This is a genomic window from Paenibacillus sp. 2003 (assembly GCF_031455635.1).
Classification (GTDB): domain Bacteria; phylum Bacillota; class Bacilli; order Paenibacillales; family Paenibacillaceae; genus Paenibacillus; species Paenibacillus amylolyticus_B.
The window spans coordinates 424,787-444,852 of the sequence record NZ_JAVDTB010000004.1 but is presented as its reverse complement, the minus strand read 5'-3'; the positions used below and the strand labels follow the sequence as shown (position 1 = coordinate 444,852).

Here is a 20,066-nt window from a genome sequence, read left to right as displayed (position 1 = left end):
AACCAAAAAACCGGGGATTTAATAACCCTCCCCGGTTAGAAACTTCAGATGACCCGTCAGCACCGAAAGCTCGGCGGGTGTCTTCATATACAATTCTCCGTCCGTGTCAGCTGACATCGGCGCATCTGTCTTCACTTTTAGCGTAGATGCCTTGAAGTATGAAATGCTCTCACTCTGAGGTTGCCAATCTCCCTCCGGCTTGTGCGACAGAACCTCTCGCAGCAGCGGAATGCCTGTCTCATGAATAATGAGCACGTCCAGTTCGCCATCCTGCAACGCATCCGGTGCAAAGGGCAGGGCATTCGTTCCCAGAAAACGGCCATTGGCTGCGTAGATCATCACCGCTTCGCCTTCCATCTCTTTCCCATCCGCCTCCAGTTGGTATCGAAACGGCTCTGTATGACTAATTGTCTGTAAGGTGCTGATGAAGTAACTGAGCTTACCCAGCGCGCCTTTCAGATTCTCGTTAATATTCTGCGATGCATCACTGATCAAGCCAATACCGAAAAAGTTCGTGAACACCCGATCATTAGCTCGTCCAACATTAATGGATGCCACTCGACCTGCTAGCATTTCTTGTGCCGCAGTCTCTGCATCCGGTGAAATCCCGAGCGAACGCGCAAAGTCATTACACGTGCCTCCAGGCAATATACCAATCAACGGAGGATGTTGCAGATCAGCCAGTCCATTCACGCATTCATGCACCGTGCCATCCCCACCCAGAATAAACACCACATCGAATTGTTCACCGCGCTCACGACACAGCTTCTCTCCTTCACCAGCTTCATCCGTACGCACAATGACGAGTTCATGGACAGCGGGAGCCAGCACACCAGCCACAAGGCCCACTGTATTCTCACGATTGGCCTTGCCCGAATGATGATGATGAATTAACAACGCTTTGTTAAATTCCATCCCTCTTCCTCCATTCCAATGCTTGTTACCCTTTACCCACAAAGGTTGAAGTCGTAAACAAGCCCTTCGCTAAGCACTCATCATGATTCCGAATAGGTTTCCCAATCAGGTATGCATCCTAATCCTCATTCAATTCGTAATAGCTAGATGGCCCGTTTATCCATAATCCAATTCCTTTTTTAACCAGATTTATGCATGAGAATGAGGGTTTCTCCGCACCTTAATGTCATAAGGCTGCAAATTTTGCTGGTGAGAACCCATTCAAATCGAGTCAAAACGGTTATATCTATACCATATACGAATGGAGGGATTCCCTATGATTCCGGCAACGTTGGAACAATTGGAGCAAGTTCGCAAGGAATGCCGTACCATGGTTCGCAAAAGAGCTACCGCTTCCGCCGGTACAACACTCGTTCCGCTGCCCGGTACAGACGTACTGGCTGATGTGGGGATGCTGATGCAGTTGCTGCCTGCCATTAACAATAAATTCGGATTATCACAAAAACAGCTGGACGGCATGGACCCCGAGACCAAATCCATGATCTATGGATTCGTCATGTCCATCGGAAGCAAAGTCATCGGTCGTATGATCACCAAGGAATTGGTGGTGCAGGTTCTGAAAAGAGTCGGCGTACGCGTAGCCACCAAATCAGTCGCCAAATTTGTCCCCTTTGCAGGACAGGGATTGGCTGCTGCACTCAGCTTCACAGCCATGCGCTATGTGGGTAACAAACATGTGGATGACTGTTATGAGGTCGTCAAACGCATGATTGAGCAGCGCGAATTAATTCCGGGTGAGCCGGCTCCGTCTGCGCTGGAGGAAGCTAACAGCGACGACGTGAAGGTAGAAGTGAAGTCGGTCTCTAGCAACGACACTGATGAACCTGCGAAGGAGTCTAAGGATCAATAAATAAAACAATCCATATCCTAATGTCAATCCTCTGGATATACGACAAATAGCCGGGAGCACCCCTAGGGATGCTCTCGGCTATTCTTGTTAGTTACATCTGTAATCAGATCGCCTGCGGTTGTTGCTCCGCAAACTGACTATTGTACAGATCCGCGTAGAAACCTTGACTCGCCATCAATTCATCATGATTGCCCTGTTCAATCACGTTACCATGATCCATAACCAGGATCAGATCAGCGCCGCGAATGGTAGACAAACGGTGTGCAATCACAAAGCTTGTGCGATCCTTCATCAGATCATTCATTGCTTTCTGGATAAACACTTCGGTCCGTGTATCCACGCTACTCGTCGCTTCATCCAGAATTAGGATGGCCGGGTTCGCCAGAATCGCTCTAGCAATGGTCAGCAACTGTTTCTGCCCTTGGGAGATGTTCGACGCCTCTTCATTCAGCACCGTATCATAACCATCAGGCAGTGTACGGATAAAGTGATCCGCATGTGCCGCAACGGCTGCCTTGATTACATCCTCTTCCGTAGAACCTTCTCGACCATAGGCGATGTTGTCCCGAATCGTTCCGTTGAACAACCAGGTATCCTGAAGCACCATGCCGAACAGACTGCGCAGCTTACCCCGCTCCATGTCCTTAATGTCGGCACCGTCAATCGTAATCCGACCATCCTGAATTTCGTAGAAACGCATTAACAGGTTGATCAGAGTTGTTTTACCGGCTCCCGTTGGTCCAACAATGGCTACCGTCTGTCCCGGTTTTACATCAATATTCATGTTATGAATGAGCAGTTCATTTTCTTTATATCCAAAATTAACACCTTGGAATGTAACCGCACCTTTAGGCTGCTGTAGTTGCACGGGTTGTTTGGACTCCGGAACTTCTTCCTCTTCATCCAGCAACTCGAATACCCGTTCTGCCGAAGCAATCGTTGATTGAATGATATTGGAGATATTTGCAATCTGGTTAATCGGTTGTGTGAATTGACGGGAGTACTGTGTGAAGGCCAGAATATCCCCGATAGAGATCGATCCGCGTGTAACGAAAATCCCACCAACCACACAGATCAGCACATAACCCAGGTTACCAACAAAACTCATGAGCGGCATAATAATACCGGAGATAAACTGGGCTTTCCAGCCCGATTCATACAGTTCTTCATTGACCTTCTCAAATTGCTGTACGGATTGTTCTTCACGTCCAAATGCTTTGACGACCTTGTGGCCCGTATACATCTCTTCGACATGACCATTCAGTTCCCCAAGGGATTTCTGTTGACCCGCAAAGTGTTTTTGCGAACGGGAAGCGACCAGCATGACAACAACCACACTAAGTGGCAGCGTCAAAATTGTGATCAGCGTCATCCATGGACTAATCGTCAGCATCATGATAATTACGCCGACAATCGTTACGATGGACGTAATGAACTGTGCCAAACTTTGCTGAAGTGTATTACTGATATTGTCCACGTCATTCGTGGCACGGCTAAGTGTCTCACCAGTTGTGCGGGAGTCGAAATATTTCAAAGGAAGGCGTCCAACCTTCGCACTGATCTGCTCACGCATGTCATACACAACACGTTGGGCCACACCGGCCATCAGGTATTGCTGAACATACATGAATGCAGCACTGAACAGATAGAGCCCGCCAAGCAGGTATAGTACTTTCATCAATGCAGGAAAATCAATCCCGGCTCCCTGCACACCCTGAAGGATAGCAATGGCGCCTTTACTGAGAATATCCGTTCCTTCGGCCATAATTTTTGGACTGATGATGCTGAATACGGTACTCAAAATGGCTGCAACCAGCACACCTAGCAGACGAGAACTATGGGGCTGGAGATAACGAATCAAGCGACGCAGTGTGCCTTTGAAATCTTTTGCTTTCTCAGCGGGAGGTCGCATGCCCATTCCGGGACCTGGACCCGGCCCACCATGGGGACGAGGCGACTTGCGTTCTGTACGTTCACTCATGCGATCTCCTCCTCTGTCAGCTGGGAGGATACAATCTCGCGATACACTTCATTGTGCTCCAGCAGCTCTTTATGTGTTCCTGAACCGACAATTCGGCCCTCATCCATAACCAAAATGCGATCGGCATCCATTACTGTACTTACGCGTTGCGCAACAATTAGCACAGCCGCTTCTGTCGTTTCGGACTTCAGCGCAGCACGAAGTTTAGCATCCGTTTTGAAATCGAGAGCAGAGAAACTGTCATCAAAGATATAGACTTCCGGACGGCGAACAAGTGCGCGAGCGATGGACAGACGTTGCTTTTGTCCACCAGATACGTTGTTACCGCCTTGCGCGATAAGACTGTCATATCCCTCTTTCATCTCGGTAATGAAGTTCTCAGCCTGAGCCGTACGTGCCGCATGCACAATTTCATCCATTGTGGCATCGTCTTTCCCGTGACGAATATTCTCCGTAATCGTACCCGTGAAGAGAACTGCTTTTTGTGGTACAAAGCCAATTTTGGCACGTAAATCTTCCTGCCGAAGCTCACGCACATCCGTACCATTTACCCGAACACTGCCCTCGGTCACATCATAGAATCGTGGAATAAGACTGAGCAATGTCGATTTCCCAGAACCCGTACCGCCAATGATGGCTGTTGTCTCACCTGAGCGAGCTGTGAAGGAGATATCGGACAAAGCTGGATTCTCTGCACCCGGATAACGGAAAGTTACATTATCAAACTCAATCATACCCTGCATGGATTTCATACCACGAGGCTGCTCGGGATTGCTAAGATCCGGCTGCATATCAAGCACTTCATTGATCCGTTCTGCCGATGCTGAAGCTCTTGGAATCATGACAAAGATCATCGAAACCATAATCAGTGAGAACATGATTTGCATTGCATATTGGATGAAGGCAATCAATGCACCGATATTCATATTGCCGCTGTCGATCCGCATTCCACCAAAATAAAGGATGGCAATCATCGAAAAGTTCATAACCAGCATCATCACAGGCATGATGGTTGCCATGAGCACATTAACTTTGATCGATGAATCTCTCAGTTCTGTGTTGGCCCCGTTAAAGCGCACTTTCTCATGCTCCCCACGGTTGAATGAACGAACAACCCGAATCCCTGTTAACTGCTCACGCAGTACCAGGTTGAGACGGTCCAGCTTTTTCTGAATGGTTTTGAACAAAGGTAAACCCTTGGCACCAATCAGCGCAATAGCTCCACCCAGTACCGGAAGCACGACCAGGAAAATCGTAGACAATTTGGCGTCCTGAGATACCGCCATGAAGATACCCCCGATACACATGAGCGGAGCCATAATCATCATTCGCAGCATCATTGTAAGTACATTCTGTACCTGTGTGATGTCATTCGTCGTACGCGTAATCAGTGAAGCAGTACCCATCTTATCGAACTCCTGGAGAGAGAAGTTCTCCACATGGCGAAATACTCTGCTCCGCAGTTGTTTGGCAAATCCACCCGCTGTTCGAGATGAGAGATAACTGGCGATCACCGAACACGCTGTTCCGCCAATCGCGATGACCAACATCCATCCACCAATCTGCCAGATATACGGGATATCCCCTTTAATGATGCCGTCATTCACAATATCTGCCATTAACGTAGGCAGGTACAATTCAGCAAGCGACTGAAACAGTACCAAAACCAGAATGAAAATAATCGGAATTCGGTATGGCTTCAGCATGCTAAACAGTTTCATCATGGCGTATCATCTCCTCTTGTCGAATCATCCTTTTGCAAGGAAGTTAATGTATCAAAAAAGGTGTATACCTTTGTCAACAACTCAGCCAGCTGAGTACTGTCTTGCTCACCCAAATGCTCAACTAACTTATTGAATATTTCCATACGCTCTTGGTGAGCAGCCCGAATAATTTCACGACCTGCTTCAGTAATCGTGATGCGGACAGCACGGCGATCCTCCGGGTCCATCGTCCGTTTGACCAGCCCCTCATCTTCAAGGCCACGAATAACAGGTGTAATGGTCGGTGACTTCACTCGTAGCAATGCGCTGATTTCCGAGACTTTCATCCCGGGATGATTGGATTCGATCGTGTCATTGAAATCAGGCGGATTGTCCTGCCAGTTCAATTGTTCTCCCGGATGCATCCCGTGGAGCAAACAACCCAGCACCATAATTTCATTGTGATTGCGCCCATGAGGTTTATGTTGCCTCCATTTGCCTTTATTAAACTGCATAATGGAGTACAAAAGCTTCTGAGCGACCGGATCTATACCAGTCATAATGGGTCCCTCCTTCTTTCTTTATCAATCCATAGACATCCAACATCATAGGACATCTATTAAATAGCAGTACAATTAAATAGATGCACAATTAATTAGGTGTACTAAGTATATTATCGTAAGAAATGAATGTCAAACATCTAAAAATAACCAATATAAACCCATAATCAAGAGCATACACGCGCTTGATTATGGGTTTTGTCATTTGGCATTCATTGGAGCCCGCTATACTTATTATGTGCAATTCCATGAATTCAACTTACAAAGAAGCTCCCATTCCTTACTCCGGTGGATGATGACCCGGGAGTAAGAAATGGGAGCACTTTTATTACGATTGAAAATTAGAAACTAGAGAATCTCCTATTGCATAACGTGCATGATTAGATACGCTTGTTATTCATCAGGACTGTGAAGCAGAGACTGTTTTAAGCACTGAGGCAAACGGGAAATATTCTTTTGCATTGTTGTAGGCGATGCCCTGTACGATCTGACCAAGCAGCTCCAGATCCTGCGGTGCCTCCCCTTGTTCGGCCCATTCACCAATGAGGTTGCAGACGAGACGACGGAAATACTCATGCCGGGTGTAGGACAGGAAGCTGCGTGAATCGGTCAGCATGCCGACAAATCGGCTGAGCAGACCAACATTCGCAAGGGCTTTCATCTGAGCAAGCATGCCGTCCTTCGTATCATTGAACCACCAGGCTGCACCAAGCTGGATTTTGCCCGGAATGCCCCCGCCCTGGAAGCTGCCGATGATCGCCGCGAGCACTTCGTTGTCCCTTGGATTCAGAGAATACAGAATCGTTTTGGGCAGTGCTTGCTGCTCATCCAACGCATCAAGTAATCCAATCATCGCTGACGACAGCGGTGTATCATTCACGGCATCGTAACCGGTATCCGGCCCAAGCTTGGCAAACATCCGTGTATTGTTGTTACGGGCTGCATTAATGTGGAACTGCATCACCCAGCCTCGCTCTGCATACAGTTTGCCAAGGAACGTCAGCGTCACTGTCTTGTACTTGTCCTCTTCCTCACGAGTTACCTTCTGACCCGCAAGTGCCTTGGCAAAGATGGCACCCGCATCTTCGCGTGTAGCCACGCCGTAAGGAACATAATCGAGCGCATGGTCAGAGACTCTGCCACCGACGGAATGGAAAAATTCCACACGGGACTCCAGCGCAGTAAGGAAGGATTCATAATCTGAAATGGCAGTGCCAGATGCCTGCGACAGCTTGCCCACCCATTCCACGAAGGTATCCCGGTTCAATTCCAAGCCTTTATCCGGGCGGAAAGAAGGTAATACGGCGGTATCAAAACCTTCGATCTCCTGAATCTTCAGATGATACTCCAGAGAATCCGTTGGATCATCGGTTGTGCACACAACAGTGACATTAGATTTGGTAATTAGATCACGTGCACCGAATCCGTCACTGTTCAGTTTGGCATTTACTTTTTCCCAGATGGTTGGTGCGCTTGTCTCATTCAATACTTCGTAAACGCCGAAATATCGCTGTAACTCTAGATGAGACCAGGCGTACAGCGGATTACCAATCATCATAGGGACCGTTTTGGCGTAAGCCAGGAAACGATCGTAATCGGTCACTCCCTCGCCGCCGGTCACATATTTCTCTTCAATTCCGTTTGCGCGCATGAGCCGCCACTTATAGTGATCACCGTATAACCAAGCCTCTGTAAGATTGCCAAAGGTTTTGTTCTCGTAGATCTCCTGAGGACTGAGGTGGCAATGATAATCAATAATCGGCATGTCTTTGGCATAATCCTCATATAACTTGATCGCCGTTTCATTGTGCAGCAAAAATTGTTCATCCAGAAAAGATTTCATTCGCCTCGCACGCTCCCTTTAGGTGAGTTTACGTTCATATGGGTTCACTTCCCATCTTTACGCTACACTGTTTATCATCAAAGTTCAATATAAAATGATAGCGTTATCAAAAAAGGTTGATTTAGGCATATATTCGGGAACAAGGTATACTGGATTTAACGCAAGGATGCTGATCTGAAGATTACACAAGGAGATGAAATGAATTGAAAATTACTTTTCTGGGCACAGGAGATATGTTCAGCGTGGAGCAGCACCACAATAGTATGCTGGCTGAATTCGGAGACACGCATCTGGTCATTGATTTCCCAGAATCAAATGCTAAAGCACTCAAGGAATATGGATTCGCCATGACCGATATCCACAATGTGTTCATTACCCATTTGCATGAAGATCATATTAATGGTGTACAGATGCTGGGTTATTACGCACAGATCGTAGGCGACCGCAAACCCCGTCTGTTCATCCACGAACAATTGGTAGATCCGCTCTGGAACATTCTATCCCCCGGCATGCGCTACACAACGGATGGTGAACGTACCATGAGCGATTACTACGATGTCGTTCCTCTGCCAGATGGAGGCACATTTGAACTGGGCGGCGTGACGTTTGAGACGTTTCGGACCCAACATGTTCCCGGTATGATCAGCAATGGGCTTCTCGCCAAGCCTTACTTCTATTACAGTGCAGACAGTACACTGGACCAGGCACGGGTGGAGCAAGTTGCCGCTGATGTGCAGCTGATTTTCCATGAATGTCATATGCATGATCTGGTGATCAAATCCCATACCTCATTGAAGGATCTGGAGCAGTTACCCGCGGAAGTGAGACAGAAAACCGTACTGATGCATTATCATGACGAGTTCGCGGATGCGGACAAACGGGAACAGTTCAACCGCGCGCATGATCTACGGATGGTTGGTACGTTGGAATCATTTGAGTTGGAGTAGGTAAACGGAGGTCCAATAAACAGGCAGCGTCTACTGAAATTCCTCATACGGAACCGGTATGCGCTGCTTTTTTCTATTTTTCTTTCTCCCATGATTTCATATACTCAATCGTTCTCAGAGACGGGTGGGCTTGGATGACAAAATAATCTTCCGTTCGCTGATCATTTGGGCCATAGGAAATTTTGATATACATATCTGCATAACGCTGGAGGATATTGCTGTCGATCTCCGCCTTTGGCTTCAAGACATAACTTCTGCTCAAACTCAATCCAAGCGGTTCCTTGTCAGACTCTAAACTAATCTCGTGTGTATTGCTCACATTGGAATGAAATAACTCTCCGGCATCTATTCGATTTATCATGTTGGGATCGAGGGTGAAGGACTGAATGATATTAACCATGGGCACCCGAGCCTCATTCACCAAAATCTCATAAGAAATCCGATCCACTCCGGATTCATGACTCACATCCACCGTTGCAGTCAAAGTATAATCATCAGGCGTATCCTTCTGGAAGGATTCAGGTCTCTTCGTAACCCGCTTATTTAAATCTCTTCGCTCCGAATTCAACGTATACTCATCGGTCCGTTTCGGTTCGCCCGTTGGCCCCTGGTTTGGTCCTAAACTGCAAGCCCCCATACACACGGCTATTACAAATAGATACATGACTAACGGGAAGAAACGGTTCATCTCTCTTTTGGGACTCATGTCATCCCTCCTCTTCTCCAATCCTCTGTAAAAAATATCGCTTATTACGTTCTCTCATTTTATTTCCTAACACTCCATATTTGGATTATTGTACCATATATTAAGATGTGGAACCGAACTGTTTCTTTCTCATTTCATGTATAACTTATAGCAGTGATTCGTTTGCCTATGGCGGCCACACTTAACCCACGTTAAGCTAACGAATCTGAGAGGCCTTATTCGGCTGAAATCCGAGTTACCAGTATTCGAACGAATCTCAAACACGTTAATCTGGTGATGTTGCTCCAATTGGCGCTATTTCAATCGTTTTTGAGAGTAATAAGGTTACTGAGATTCGTTAGAATTCCAATAACGCTAATTCAGTGCAAATAAGGTGCCCTCGGTTCGTTAGGACGGAGTTTTAGTTGTACCTAGAAAAATGCAAAAAACCACCTGGACACAGGTATACTCGCTCTCCTGTTCAGATGGTTTAACGATCAATCTATATACTGTTTTCATATCAATCGGTGTACCTTTTCTTATCCTGCCTGGCACATGCCGTTACTCAGCGTCAGCACAGTACTCATTCTGTTCGGGAAGGGCCCATACCGACACGCCCCCACCGCACACATGGAAGGTGGCCCAGCCGTCTTTCTCAATGGTAATCTGATCCTCACAGCTCTTCGTCAGATCCACCCAGACTTCACCAGCACGATGCTCGCCGATGAACATTCTCTTCTCACCGTCATCTCCGTTGGAGATGACCACTGCACATCCGGAACCTTCGATTTCCTCTACGCCACGACGTACCCAGCCAATCGTATTTGCGTAATCGAAGTAATCTTCCTGCTCTCCATACGCCTTGTTGCAACGGGCAGACAGCAGAATGTCCAGAATTTCTTTTTTGCCATCCACAGGTTCAGGTCCACCAATGCCATAATAATCCCCGTAAAATACAACCGGATAACCATCGCGACGTAATAACGTCAACGCATAAGCGCTCGGCTTAAACCAATCACCAATCCATGATTCCAACGCTTCATGAGGTTGGGAGTCATGGTTATCTACAAAAGTTACCGCATGGGTAGGATGTGTCTGCACCAAGGTATCATCAAAAATTTTGGAGAGATCAAAGTCTCTGCCTGCAAGCGAAGCCTCATGCAACTTGTAGTGAAGAGACACATCAAACAGGTCGATCTGATAGTCTACCGTATCAAGGAATTCACGACATGCATCCAGGTTCGAATTCCAGAACTCACCTACGATGTAGAAATCCTGACCGCGTTTGCGGATCATCTCTGCTGCGAACTCCTTGATGAATTCGTGGTTGATATGCTTAATCGCATCCAGCCGGAACCCACCACACTGGAGGGTATCGATTAGCCATTTTCCCCAATCAATCATCTCGCGCCGAACATCCGGGTGGTTATAATCTATATTGGCGAACATCAGATAGTCATAGTTGCCAAACTCATCATCGACATTCTCATTCCATTTTTTATTCTCTCCTGCGATGCGAAAAACACCTGTTCGTTCTCCCTTGGCGTCAAAGTCTGTACCGTTGAAATGTTCAGAGCTCCACTTAAAGGAGGAGTATTGATCTCCGCGACCCGGAAATGTGAATTTGGTCCATCCCTCAATTTCGAACGGCTCGGAAATTTCCTTCGTTCGATCATTGGGATCAACCTCGATCACTTTGAACACTTCCGTCTCATCTGCTCCGGCCTTGTGATTCATAACCAGATCCACATAGACGGCAATGCCGTTCTTCTGACACTCAGCAATGGCCTCCACCAGTTCCTGCTTGGTGCCATATTTGGTCCGTACGGTACCCTTTTGATCAAATTCGCCCAGATCGTACAGATCATATACCCCATAACCTGTATCTTCTGCTGACACTGCCTTGGTTACGGGTGGTACCCATACCGAGTCAATGCCTTTGGCTTTCAGTTCCGGGGCCATTTCAGCCAGTCGCTTCCAATGATCTCCGTCTGCAGCCAGGTGCCATTCAAAAAACTGCATCATGGTATGATTTCTCTTCATTATAACCGACCTCCTTGATTGCTTTCGAAGCGGACCGCGGAACGGATAGGGTAATCGCCGTTGTTCGTTCGTTGCTAACCAAGTTATAACCCTTTCACCCTACCCTTCAATCATATAAAGGAAAGAAATCTGAGAAAAATGTTAAACTTCTTGGTTCAGCATTTGCCTGATTCCATTGAAATTGCTGTGGAGATGCATCATATTCAAATTCGTTTATAGTCCCGCCACTCCTCGGGCAACAGGGAACGATACGGTTCTTGGATAAAACGATCGTCGACCAGCACCAGCACACCCCTGTCTTCCTCCGTCCGAATCAGCCGTCCACCCGCCTGCAGCACCTTGTTCATACCCGGGAAAATATAGGCGTAATTGAATCCGTTGCGTCCTGTCCGATCATAGTAATCACGTAATACGTTGTTCTCCAAACCAATCTGCGGCAGCCCCGCACCTACCACAACGACGCCATTCAAACGGTCTCCCGGCAGATCGACACCCTCCGAGAATACGCCACCCATTACGGCAAATACCAATCGTGTTCGTTCAGGATTGGGTTGGAAACCATCCAGAAACTGCTCCCGTTCCAGTTCGTTCATGCCTTGCTTTTGTATGACCGTATCCGCTTCACTTGGAAGCTGTGCGTAGGTCTCATATATCTCGCGCATATAAGGGTAGGAAGGGAAGAAGACCATTAAATTACTGCGCGGCCACTCACTTACCAGCTGTTGCAGCATCTCCGCAATGGGTCGCCGGGATTGCTCCCGATCCTTATAACGCACGGATAAGGGCAGGAGTCTCACATCCAATTGTTCGCGCTGAAATGGAGATGGAATCTGCAATGTATAATCCTCTTCCTCTGCACCCAGCATATCCCGATAATAGCGAAGAGGTGACAAGGTAGCCGAAAAATGAATGAGGGAGCGGAATCCTTTGGCCGTCTGACGAAGCAGTACCGAAGGATCGAGACAAAATAACTTCACTCTCACTTCACTTCGAACACACTCTGCATACGTAATAAAACGTTCATCATACAGCTTGGCAATGCGCAGGAAATTCTGTGCCGTGAAGTAGGCATCCAACAGCAGTTGATCCGTCTCGGCATTCCCCGAACCACCTTCAACAAGGCATTGCTCAGCAACCATGACAAAAGGTTCCAGTCGTTCAATCAGTTCCTCCGGTGCTTCCTGCTGGATGATCTTTCCTTCTTCTCCACCGTTTTTCCGAAGGGTAATCAGATACTTATCAATGGCCCCGGTGTAGTCAACAATGGCTTTGGCAGCAGGCACACTGCTGTCCAGCGACTGGAACTCTCTTTTCACATCCAGAAATACTGCCTTCTCCAGCTCAGCGGAAAACATCATTCGGCCACGATCGACCAAATTGTGAGCCTCGTCCACCAGTAGCACCGTCTTGCGTTTCTGCTCCTCCAACATTCTTTTCAGAGAGATCCTCGGATCGAAAATATAGTTATAATCGCAGATCACCGCATCAGCTGCATACGCCGCATCCAATGAAAACTCAAACGGACACACCCGATGTTTGCGCGCATACTGCTCGATGACCGGACGTGTCATCAACGTCTCATGTTCCAGCATGTCCAGCACGGCCCCGTTAATACGGTCATAATATCCTTCACACATGCCGCACTGCCCCGTATCACAAGCTTCCTCTTCCTTAAAACAAATCTTGTCCTTCGCGGTCAGACTGATCACATGCATCTTCAATCCTTCCGATTGCATCCGGGCAAAAGCTTCTTCTGCCGCCACCCGTGTCGTCGTCCTCGCGGTCAGATAGAACAATCGGCTCGCTTCGCCTTCGCCAATCGCTTTGACCGTGGGGAACAGTACGGACATCGTTTTACCAATGCCTGTTGGTGCTTTGGCCATCAATCCCTGACCCTCGCGGATCGTTTTGTATACGGCACCTGCCAGCTTCCGCTGTCCCTCCCGGTATTTGCGAAAAGGAAACGGCAGCTCTTTCACACTGATATCTCGCTCTTCTTCATATGCAGCGATCATCTCTGCATATGGCGCATAACCGGCAATCACTTCTGCCGCAAACTGCTCCAGTTCCTGCCGTTCTGCCATTCGGCGAAACCGTCTTTCTTCATGGGTTACCGAATGCACATACGTCAACTGCACTTGCATACGTGGTTCATCTTGCTGAACGGCGTACATATAGGCATACATCATGGCCTGCGCCCAGTGCACGGGAAGTCCTTCTCCCAGATCATCCAGATTGCCCGCAGTTGATTTAATCTCATCCACTGTCAACTGACCGTCCAGACGAATTAGCCCGTCACATCGCCCCTCCACCACATAGGTCAGATCCCCATGTTGAATCTCAGCTTCGAGCACAATCTCTTTTAAATCCTCTTCCGTGTACTCCTTCTGTACCCGCTGGTGAATTCGAGTCCCCTCTTGCATCGAGGCATTGGTCCGGAACCCTGGACGTATGCTGCCACTCCGGTACACATACTCCACCAAAGGTCTAACCGATATCCGAATTGTTGTTGTCATACGATCACCCGTTCTGTTTGTAGTGATTATACTTTATCATGAAAAGACGTACTCAAACCAGTTGACTCGCTGATTGGACTCGCACAATCCCATATGCTATGTTGAGGTATATAAGTTAAATAAGGAGGCAGCTTCTATGTATATCTATTTGGTTCCTTCTCCGATTCCGGATGCACTTGCTGCATACCCGCATCTGACTTTGCGAAGCGAAGAGCACGTGCGTCTGGCTATTGAATCTGCAGAACGCCTGATGAATATCGAGTCTGATGATAAAATAGCCGCATATGAAGCTTTTGATGCCGCAGGCTCCTGGACTGGCGGAGGTTTTGCTGTTTTGAATAATATCCCTGTCACAGAGGATGGTCGTAACGATTTTGAAGAACGGTTTAAGAACCGTGCCCGCAAGGTAGAAGACGAGCCTGGCTTTGTCGGTATTCGTGTGCTTCGTCCTCTGAAGGATGACACATATGTGGTACTTACACTCTGGCAGTCGGAGGAACATTTCAAAGGCTGGCAGGAATCCCAAGCTTATAGTCACGCTCACCGTAACCGCAGTACAAGCGAAGGGCTGACTGCACAGAAACCCACCATGTTCCCCAGACCTTCTTACGTCACAACGTACACTATAGAATAACGGATTGGGTCACGCCTGGCTTTTATCGCAGTAGCCCATGTTTTTTCAAACCTCTTCCTGCATGGAAGAGGTTTTTTGCCGTCAATTATAGAAGGCTCTCATTTTTGACACAGCCATGCTGAGATAGGATAATACTTGTTAAATGAAACTTCGGAAGGGAAGGCGGTACCTTGTCACGCAGTTCACTCACCCGATTTCTAAGCGGACCTTTTATATTCTTTACCATTATTATGATGATCAAAAGCTCACTTGCCTGGATTGTTATCTTCGATGACATCCCTGTCTGGAAACCACTGCTGACCGAATTGCCACTCATCTGGATCGGCTTCTGTCTAATTGAGTGGTTTGCTGCCAAGCGACGGATGTGGATGTACCTTGCCGTGGATCTGCTGCTTTCAGGGATTTTCTTTGCAGCCATCATGTACTACAAATACTATGGCGTAATCGTTAACTATCACGCGCTGGCACAGGTGAATCAGGTGACCTCGGTCAAGAGCAGTATGTTCTCTTTACTTGACCCCTATTATTTGTTTATTTTTGCAGACGTTCTGATCATTGGGGGGATACTCACTCGTCGTCGGATCAAGCTCGGGAGTACAGAACGCCCAAACCGTATTCCACTTGAACGACGTGCCAGAAGACGGGTTGCTTCGGTCATTCTTACCCTGTCCCTGATCCTGTGCATGCTTAACATCTATCCCAATCGGGCCAGCATGAGTGAGCTTACACAAGCAGAACAGATGGGCATCCTCGGTTACGAGGCGTATACCATCCTGGATCGACCTGATAAACCTGTGCCCATTGCTCAGATTGATCAGACTGACATCGACCAACTGAAGCAAACGACCGAACTTCCTGCAATTTTGGAGAAGGGTGCCGCGAGCGGACGCAATGTGATTATGCTCCAGTTGGAATCGTTTCAGAACTTTCTGATTGGATTAGAGGTAGATGGACAGGAGATCACGCCCAACCTGAATCAATTGGCTAGAAAGAGCCTGTATTTTCCGAATTTCTATCAGCAAGTGGGACAGGGAAATACATCGGATGCAGAATTTGTTGTGAACACATCGTTCTACACCCCACCGAACGGGGCAGCAACAACTGTATATGCGGATAAAGCTCTGCCGAGTCTACCCAAGTTGATGTCAGCAAACGGATATCAGACAGCCACATTCCATACAAATGATGTTCGTTTCTGGAATCGGGATCAGTTATACAAGGCACTAGGATTCGACCAGTATTATGATATTGATTATTTCGGCACACAGGACTCTATCGCCTTTTCGGCCTCGGATGAAGTACTGTATTCCAAAACACTGGATAAGCTGGAATCCATGCAGTCTTCGGGCAATCCCATCTATGCCCATATCATTTCCATGTCAGCCCACCACCCGTACACTTTGCCTAAAAAAAAGGTAAAGCTGACGCTGCCAGAACGTTACAAGGATACGTTGCCCGGTAATTATCTGATATCACAGCATTATGCGGATGAGGCAGTTGGACAGTTGATTGCTGGATTGAAAGAACGGGGATTATGGGAAAATAGCTTGTTCGTCTTGTACGGGGATCACCTGGGGCTTCCCATCTACTCACTGGATCGGGATGACAAAGTCCTTATGAAAGAGTTGTATGGTCGGGAATACACATCAGCAGATATGATTAATATCCCACTCATTATCTCGGCCCCGGGCGTTACCCCGGGTGTACAACTGGAACAGATCGGAGGCCAGGTGGATATTCTGCCAACGATTGCGGGACTCACCGGAGTATCGCTGAAGGACCAATTACACTTCGGACAGGATTTGTTACACGAAGGTGGAAATCTCTTACCCGAACGCTATTACCTTCCTTCCGGTTCGGTGCTAAACGATGCTTCTCTCTTCATTCCGGCGAAAGGATACGGGGACGGAACGCATTATTCCCTAGCTGATGCGGGAAGACAGGATGCTGGGCAACAACGGACAGGTGTTCCGTCAGACGAGACACCGCAGATTTCGGAAGAAGAGGAATCTCCAACTATAGCCACACCCAATAACAGTGGGCTGTCTTCTTCACAGTTTATAACGAAGGAACAATATGATCGAGCATTGGATCTTGCACACTTGTCCAACAGTTATTTGAGCCAGCTACCGGACCGAAAGACTACACAATAATTAAATCTTTTCACTAGAACTCATCCATGCGGCGACCTTCCTCTTTATCATAGAGAGAACGGTCGCTATTTATATTACGGAACCAGACTAGTGGCCTATCCATTCGTGAGCAGACCATCAAAGAGCCAATTTCCTTTCTCGGAACGAATAAAATAGAAATCCAATGCACTGTTTCCATCAGACCATACTATAGCCATATGTAAAATGACACGATCTGAACCCAGAGGATTAAATCCACGGTACTCCAAATTATTCAGGCTAACGTTTTGCAGAAAAGGTACTTCGTAATCCCCCTGTTCCAGTTTCGAAATAATGATATTGTTCTGCTGCGATATTTCTATATTCGGAGAAGACACCGATTCAAGATATGTATAGTTATTGGATTGCATCGCCGCCATCAGTTTAAACGTTATGTTCAGCGTTTCTCTTAAACTTTCTATTTCTTCTTGCTCTGTTACGTCTTTTTCATCTTTTCTCTTCTGGTTGTTCCCTACCCGCTCCTTCAGCAGTTCATTTTCCTTCCGCATTTGTTCGGTATTTATGGCATCCTCGCGTTCCCTCTCCTGTACATCTGGTAGTGAAGCATCGTCACTCGAACTGCAGGCTGTTAAAAATAAAGCGAGCATCCATATCAATAAGATTCTGCTTTTTCTCATCTAATCCCCTCCTTAATAAAAAGTGAATAATAGAAACACATATCTTCCATATTTATGGTAACATATCCCAAATAAAAGAAAATACTATCTTGTTTATTCTGAAAAATAAACAAAAAAGACCCAAACCCTGTTAGTCCAGGCTCGGGTCTTTCATATGATTACAACGGCAGTAGCGCAACCGACTTGCGAGCAGTCAATTGTTCTACCATGGCAAGCCATTCCTGTGGTTTGTTAGGAAGCACTGCATAATATCGATTCAGGAAATCAGCCACTAGGCTTGCTGGCAGTTCACCAAGCGACTCATCACCTGGCATGAAGCACAGGTCCAATCCACCAACCGCTTCACCATCCCCTTGCCAGGATGGATGAACATACGGGAAGTCCAGACGCTGATATCCCAGATGGGACAATACTTCACGACGTACATACGGGTCCATCGGCTTGATACCGCCAAACTCGTGATCCTGACTCAGATAAGGATTATAGATTTCGGCAAACATACCGAACAATTCTTTCCCGTTTGCCGCAGCCAGCTTCTGCAGATCACGCTTGCGGTGATTCGCCAGGAAACTGCCGATTCCCAGTCCTTCGCGCCCAATAATCGTGAAGTCCGTCATGGCCACGTTCCAATCCTCGTAATAACGGTATTCTGTCGCCCCAACAACTTGTCCCTCATGTACAGCCACGAACACCCGTATACCCGGATCTTCCAGCGGTTCTTCCCACAGGGGGAAGTCCAGCACTTCTTCCCGCGGGAAAATCTCCTGCATCAACTTGTGCATTTGGGCAAACAATGGATCTTTAATGGATGTAATACGCGTAAATTCCATGGATAAATACCCCCTTGATTGATGATGTATTTCATTTAATATTTTTTATTTGAACGGGTTCCGCCACTCCATCAGGGCAGCATAATTACAGGATTCCTCATCGTCCAGATAGTCTGCGGTCACACCAACAGGCATGCGGCCACAGCGAAGCAGGAACGATATCACCGGGTCATGCCTCTCTCCCGCTGCTACCTGTTCCAGATATTCCTGCGCAGACAGTTGGTCTGCAACCAGATGATAACCGGGCATTCTACCAGCACCTAGTAACCGGTCCATACCCTGTGCAATCACCAGGTGGTACATCGCCTGCATCATAAGCTGAGCCAGTCCCCACTTGCGGTACTTCGGACGAACGCAGAGATCAACAATATACATCGTGTTGCCATCCGACTGGTGGTTACGAATATAACCGTCATCCGTTACTTCGGCCCAGGTATGACTCGCCGGATATGCAGGGTCCCACTGCATCCGCAGCGAAGTCATCGATCCGGCCAATTCTCCATCCACTTCAATGCAGATGGCCCCTTCCGGGTAATGTTGCACATGACTGTTGAGCTGCTCGTGACTCCAGAGCAACTCTTCTGGATAAGGGGGAGGGAAACTCTCCGCCTGAATGCGAATGAGTTCCTCAAAGTCGGCTGCAACATAATTGCGAACGACTGCCTTTACCCTTTTGCCACTTCGCTCAGGGTCGGTGATCAGCATTTCTTTGGTATACATGTTGCCGGGTCACCCCTTTCCACTGACAAAATGAACTCCATACTCTGTTTCGCTTCGGTTATAAAGGTAGCTTTACTCCCAATCGGTATAAAGATCGGTACGGCGGTCACGCCAGGTCGTTACCGATCCACGTTCACGCACCTCATACAGCAAGTCCAGATCCAGATCGGCGGTCACGATCATATCGTTGTTAATCTCACCCTCGGCCAGAATGCCACGTGGCGGGAATGGGATATCATTCGGCGTAATAATGGCAGCCTGTCCATAGTTGGCACGCATGAAGTCAACGGTCGGCAGGTTACCCACTGTTCCGGTTAACACAACATACACCTGATTCTCTACCGCACGGGCATGACTCGTATAACGCACACGGTAGAATCCGTGACGATCGTCCGTACAGGAAGGACAGAAGATCACGTCAGCGCCTTTGGCTTTGGCCATCCGTACAATTTCCGGGAATTCAATATCGTAACAGGTCAGCATGGCAATACGGCCTTTGTCCGTGTCGAACACCTCAAGTCCCTCTCCGGGAGCCATATTCCATTCATGGACTTCGGTTGGTGTAATGTGAATCTTGTCCTGGCGAGCGATGCGACCATCTGGATAGAACATGTGGGCTGTATTATACAGCTTCCCTTCACGGCGAATGACGTGGGTTCCCCCGATGACGTGCATGCAATACTTGGCAGCAAGTGAAGTGAACAGTTGTTCATATTGTTCCGTATAGTTCGGCAGATCCTCAATCGTCAGTGCATTGCCTTGTTTGTCCCCAATGGACATTAACTGCGTTGTGAAAAATTCCGGGAACAGCACAAATTCGGTTCCGTATTCGCTCGCTGTCCGTATGTAATGCTCAGCCTGAGCGGCGAACTGCTCAAACGAGCTGATTGTGTGCAATTGGTATTGTACAGCGGATACCCGCAGTTTCATGTTCGTACACCTCCATCATGATTATGCTTCCATTGTAACA

General features: G+C 47.6%; 16 protein-coding genes. 4 read left to right on the top strand and 12 right to left on the bottom strand.

What is annotated here, in order from left to right; translation table 11 throughout:
- Positions 1-18: 18 nt before the first annotated feature.
- Positions 19-915: a diacylglycerol/lipid kinase family protein gene (locus tag J2X75_RS19810; RefSeq protein WP_310339368.1), complete on the bottom strand. Its 897-nt coding sequence runs from the start codon at positions 913-915 to the stop codon at positions 19-21.
- A gap of 316 nt (positions 916-1,231) precedes the next feature.
- On the opposite strand from J2X75_RS19810, the gene J2X75_RS19805 reads away from it, so the two are divergent.
- Positions 1,232-1,825: a hypothetical protein gene (locus J2X75_RS19805; protein WP_091012679.1), complete on the top strand. Its 594-nt coding sequence runs from the start codon at positions 1,232-1,234 to the stop codon at positions 1,823-1,825.
- Positions 1,826-1,928: 103 nt separating this feature from the next.
- Here J2X75_RS19805 and J2X75_RS19800 read toward each other — a convergent pair whose 3' ends face one another.
- The 4 genes from J2X75_RS19800 to uxaC all read right to left on the bottom strand — a co-directional run bounded on the left by J2X75_RS19800 (position 1,929) and on the right by uxaC (position 7,912).
- A complete protein-coding gene (locus J2X75_RS19800; RefSeq protein WP_310339365.1) occupies positions 1,929-3,806 on the bottom strand; it encodes an ABC transporter ATP-binding protein in 1,878 nt (625 codons plus the stop codon).
- A complete protein-coding gene (locus tag J2X75_RS19795; protein WP_210109301.1) occupies positions 3,803-5,530 on the bottom strand; it encodes an ABC transporter ATP-binding protein in 1,728 nt (575 codons plus the stop codon). Before J2X75_RS19795 ends, J2X75_RS19800 begins: the two co-directional genes overlap by 4 nt.
- Positions 5,527-6,069: a MarR family winged helix-turn-helix transcriptional regulator gene (locus J2X75_RS19790; protein WP_074092645.1), complete on the bottom strand. Its 543-nt coding sequence runs from the start codon at positions 6,067-6,069 to the stop codon at positions 5,527-5,529. Before J2X75_RS19790 ends, J2X75_RS19795 begins: the two co-directional genes overlap by 4 nt.
- A gap of 400 nt (positions 6,070-6,469) precedes the next feature.
- Complete coding sequence (gene uxaC / locus J2X75_RS19785; protein WP_310339358.1) at positions 6,470-7,912, bottom strand: glucuronate isomerase; 1,443 nt, start codon at positions 7,910-7,912, stop codon at positions 6,470-6,472.
- 203 nt (positions 7,913-8,115) lie between these two features.
- On the opposite strand from uxaC, the gene J2X75_RS19780 reads away from it, so the two are divergent.
- Entirely contained in the window at positions 8,116-8,859 is a 744-nt protein-coding gene (locus J2X75_RS19780; protein WP_310339356.1) for an MBL fold metallo-hydrolase, read from the top strand.
- Positions 8,860-8,932: 73 nt separating this feature from the next.
- On the opposite strand, the gene J2X75_RS19775 is transcribed toward J2X75_RS19780, so the two are convergent.
- The 3 genes from J2X75_RS19775 to J2X75_RS19765 all read right to left on the bottom strand — a co-directional run bounded on the left by J2X75_RS19775 (position 8,933) and on the right by J2X75_RS19765 (position 14,103).
- Positions 8,933-9,565 carry a hypothetical protein gene (locus tag J2X75_RS19775; protein ID WP_310339353.1) on the bottom strand — a complete coding sequence of 211 codons (633 nt, stop codon included), beginning with the start codon at positions 9,563-9,565 and terminating at the stop codon, positions 8,933-8,935.
- Between the two features lie 540 nt (positions 9,566-10,105).
- Positions 10,106-11,587 (bottom strand): alpha-amylase, encoded by a 1,482-nt coding sequence (locus J2X75_RS19770; protein WP_310339349.1) that lies wholly within the window; start codon positions 11,585-11,587, stop codon positions 10,106-10,108.
- Between the two features lie 203 nt (positions 11,588-11,790).
- Positions 11,791-14,103, bottom strand: coding sequence for an ATP-dependent DNA helicase (locus J2X75_RS19765; RefSeq protein ID WP_307541491.1), 2,313 nt, complete (start codon positions 14,101-14,103; stop codon positions 11,791-11,793).
- Positions 14,104-14,239: 136 nt separating this feature from the next.
- On the opposite strand from J2X75_RS19765, the gene J2X75_RS19760 reads away from it, so the two are divergent.
- Complete coding sequence (locus tag J2X75_RS19760; RefSeq protein ID WP_310339346.1) at positions 14,240-14,737, top strand: antibiotic biosynthesis monooxygenase family protein; 498 nt, start codon at positions 14,240-14,242, stop codon at positions 14,735-14,737.
- 170 nt (positions 14,738-14,907) lie between these two features.
- A complete protein-coding gene (locus J2X75_RS19755) occupies positions 14,908-16,890 on the top strand; it encodes an LTA synthase family protein (RefSeq protein ID WP_310339344.1) in 1,983 nt (660 codons plus the stop codon).
- Positions 16,891-16,985: 95 nt separating this feature from the next.
- Here the strand turns inward: J2X75_RS19755 and J2X75_RS19750 are convergent, their stop codons facing one another.
- From J2X75_RS19750 to J2X75_RS19735, 4 genes are all read right to left on the bottom strand, one after another.
- Positions 16,986-17,546: a hypothetical protein gene (locus J2X75_RS19750; protein ID WP_310339342.1), complete on the bottom strand. Its 561-nt coding sequence runs from the start codon at positions 17,544-17,546 to the stop codon at positions 16,986-16,988.
- Positions 17,547-17,704: 158 nt separating this feature from the next.
- Complete coding sequence (locus tag J2X75_RS19745; RefSeq protein ID WP_047840815.1) at positions 17,705-18,376, bottom strand: hypothetical protein; 672 nt, start codon at positions 18,374-18,376, stop codon at positions 17,705-17,707.
- Between the two features lie 45 nt (positions 18,377-18,421).
- Positions 18,422-19,096: a GNAT family N-acetyltransferase gene (locus tag J2X75_RS19740; protein WP_310339335.1), complete on the bottom strand. Its 675-nt coding sequence runs from the start codon at positions 19,094-19,096 to the stop codon at positions 18,422-18,424.
- A 72-nt stretch (positions 19,097-19,168) separates the two neighbouring features.
- Complete coding sequence (locus J2X75_RS19735) at positions 19,169-20,026, bottom strand: carbon-nitrogen hydrolase family protein (protein ID WP_310339333.1); 858 nt, start codon at positions 20,024-20,026, stop codon at positions 19,169-19,171.
- Between the last annotated feature and the right edge of the window lie 40 nt (positions 20,027-20,066).